The 2,653-nt window shown below is 75.7% G+C and carries 2 protein-coding genes; both read left to right on the top strand.

All coding sequences use genetic code 11. The features are described from left to right. A partial coding sequence (locus IH13_RS0116845) for an N-acetylglucosamine kinase (RefSeq protein WP_031085256.1) occupies nt 1-879 on the top strand: 879 nt, incomplete at its 5' end. Nucleotides 880-1,220: 341 nt separating this feature from the next. Next, nucleotides 1,221-2,504: a hypothetical protein gene (locus IH13_RS0116840; RefSeq protein ID WP_031085254.1), complete on the top strand. Its 1,284-nt coding sequence runs from the start codon at nt 1,221-1,223 to the stop codon at nt 2,502-2,504. The last annotated feature ends 149 nt before the right edge of the window (nt 2,505-2,653 follow it).

Genomic DNA, 2,653 nt, shown 5'->3' with positions numbered 1-2,653 from the left:
CGCGGCGGAGGGTTCCAGCCGCCGGCCGTCGGCGTGGAGGCGGCGGTCGACGTGCTGGCCGCCGCGGTCGGGCAGGCCCTGTCCCTCGCCGGGGAGCGCGTGGACGGGGTGGCGCACGTGTCGGCGTGCCTGGCCAACGCCGACCTCCCGGTGGAGGAGGCCGAGTTGACCGAGGCGCTGCTCCGCCGGGGGTGGGGCCGTACGGTCGAGGTCCGCAACGACACCTTCGCGATCCTGCGGGCCGGGGTGGACGAGCCCCGGGGGGTGGCCGTCGTCTGCGGCGCGGGGATCAACTGCGTGGGCATGGGGCCGGACGGCCGCACCGCGCGCTTCCCGGCGATCGGCCGCATATCCGGTGACTGGGGCGGCGGTTCGGGCCTCGCGGAGGAGGCCCTGTGGTACGCCGCGCGGGCCGAGGACGGCCGCGGCGAGCCGACGGAGCTGATGCGCGCACTGCCGGGGCACTTCGGGCTCGGCTCGATGTACGAGCTGATCGAGGCGCTGCACCGGGGGCGTGTCCCGCAGGAGGCGCGGCACGCGCTGACGCCGGTGCTGTTCGCGACGAGCGCGGCCGGCGACCCGGTGGCGTCCGCCCTGGTGGACCGGCTGGCGGACGAGGTGGTCGCCATGGCGTCGGTGGCGCTGGGCCGGCTCGGGCTGCTGGACGAGGAGGTGCCGGTCCTGCTGGGCGGCAGTGTGCTCGCGGCGCGGCACGCCCGGCTGGACGGACGGATCGGCGCGCTGCTGGCCGAGCGGGCGCCGAAGGCGGTCATCCGGGTGGTCGCCCAGCCCCCGGTGCTGGGCGCGGGACTGCTGGGGCTGGACCAGCTGGGGGCGCCGCCCGAGGCGTACCACCGGCTGCGCGCGCACTACGCCTGATGCCCGGGGGTCCGCCGGCCGTACGCGCGGACCCCGGCGCCCCCGGCCGTACGGGGCGCCCCCGGGTCAACAGCCGTGCGGGGCACCCCTTCCGCACGGGAACCGATCAGATGTCCCGAACGTGTTCATGGTGGGGGATCGGCCCGCTTCGGGGCCCGCGTGGCGCCGGCCCGGCGACCCGCCTTGATCATCCGGGCCCGGTCCTGATCGAATGCGGGGGCCGCGCGGGATCCGGGCATTCCTGGTGAATGGCGGTTCCTACGGCCATACTTCTGGCCAGGGGCCTTCCCTCCGACCGGCCGGAGGGCCGGGCCGCCGTCAGTGACCGAGGGGGAGGTCAAGTGACACATCCGCCGAACGCGGACCCGCATCGGGGGCCCGCGCCCGAGGGGCCTCACGCGCCCATGACCGTACCCGCGCAGCGCGGCGTCCGGTCGGTGGCGGCCGGGCGGCTGCGGGCGGCCGTGACGACGGAGCCGGGCCGGCTGCAGGTCATCGGCGCCGTACTGGCCCTGGTGGTCGTGGCGTTCGGCGCGGTGACCGCCCTGGAGGTGTCCCTCTTATTCCTGGCCGGCGCCGAGGAGCCGAAGGACGTCCACGAGCAGTACGAGGAGGACGTCAAGGAGGCCTCCCGGCTGCTGGTGAGGGCCGCCTCCGGCACCGAGGTCTCGTCCCCGTCCGGCCAGGAGATCACCGCACTGGGCGAGCTGCTCCCGGAGTACACCGGACTGGTCGAGCGTGCCCGTGCCAACAACCGGCAGGGCCTCCCGCTGGGCGGCGCCTACCTCCGGTACGCCAACCAGAAGATGACGGACGAACTCCTCCCGGCCGCGGAGCGGTTGTACGCGGCGGAGACCGGCCGGCTCGCCACCGACTCCGCCGACGCCCGGCGGTGGCCGTTCCTCGCGCTGGGCGTGGGGGTCGTGGCGCTGGCCGCGCTGGTGTGGATGCAGCGGCGCACCTACCGCCGCACCAACCGGGTGTTCAACCACGGGCTGCTGGCGGCGACCGCGGCGGCCACGGTGGTGCTGCTGTGGCTGGCGGTGGGACACACGGTGGCCCGGGCCGAGCTGCGGGACGCCATGGTGCACGGGCAGGAGTCGCTCGACGTGCTGAACAAGGCGCGGATCAACTCGCTGAAGGCGCGCGCCAACGAGAACCTCACCCTGGTGGCCCGGGGCGCGGTGCTGACACCCGACGGCTCCCACGACCAGTACGAGACGGACTACAGCGCGGGCATGAAGGCGCTCGGCGCCCAGCTGGAGAGCGCCGAGAAGCTGGCCGGTGACGACTCGCCGGGCAGCGCGCCGGTGGCGCGGGCCATCAGCGGGGTGTCCGAGTGGCAGGCGCGCCACCGCACGGCACGGACCACGGACGACCAGGGCGACTACGAGGGTGCGCTGGAGCAGGTCATCGGCCCCGAGGACTCCACGGGCGAGTCCTTCGCACGGGTGGACGAGGCGCTGGAGCAGGCGCTCGCCCATGAGCAGGGTGAGTTCACCGCGGCGGCCGGGAGCGGTCGCGGGGCGTTGGGCGGGCTTCCTGTCGGGGCCGCCGTCCTCGCCGTGCTGGGCGCGGTCGCGGCGGTCGCCGGGGTCAACCGCAGGCTGTCGGAGTACCGGTGAAAGGGGGAGCGGTGAAGGGGACGAACCTCCGGGCGGGGCGCGGCAGGCTGCGCGGCTGGGGCGGTGTGACGGGCATGGCGGTGGCCTGCGTGGTCACGGCGGCCGTCACCCTGCTCCCGCTGGCGCACGGCGGCGGTTCCCCCGGCGGG

Origin of the sequence: Streptomyces sp. NRRL WC-3549 (genome assembly GCF_000721935.1) — a bacterium.
Taxonomy (GTDB): domain Bacteria; phylum Actinomycetota; class Actinomycetes; order Streptomycetales; family Streptomycetaceae; genus Streptomyces.
The sequence above is the reverse complement of the archived record's forward strand: the minus strand, read 5'-3'. Positions and strand labels throughout refer to the sequence as shown.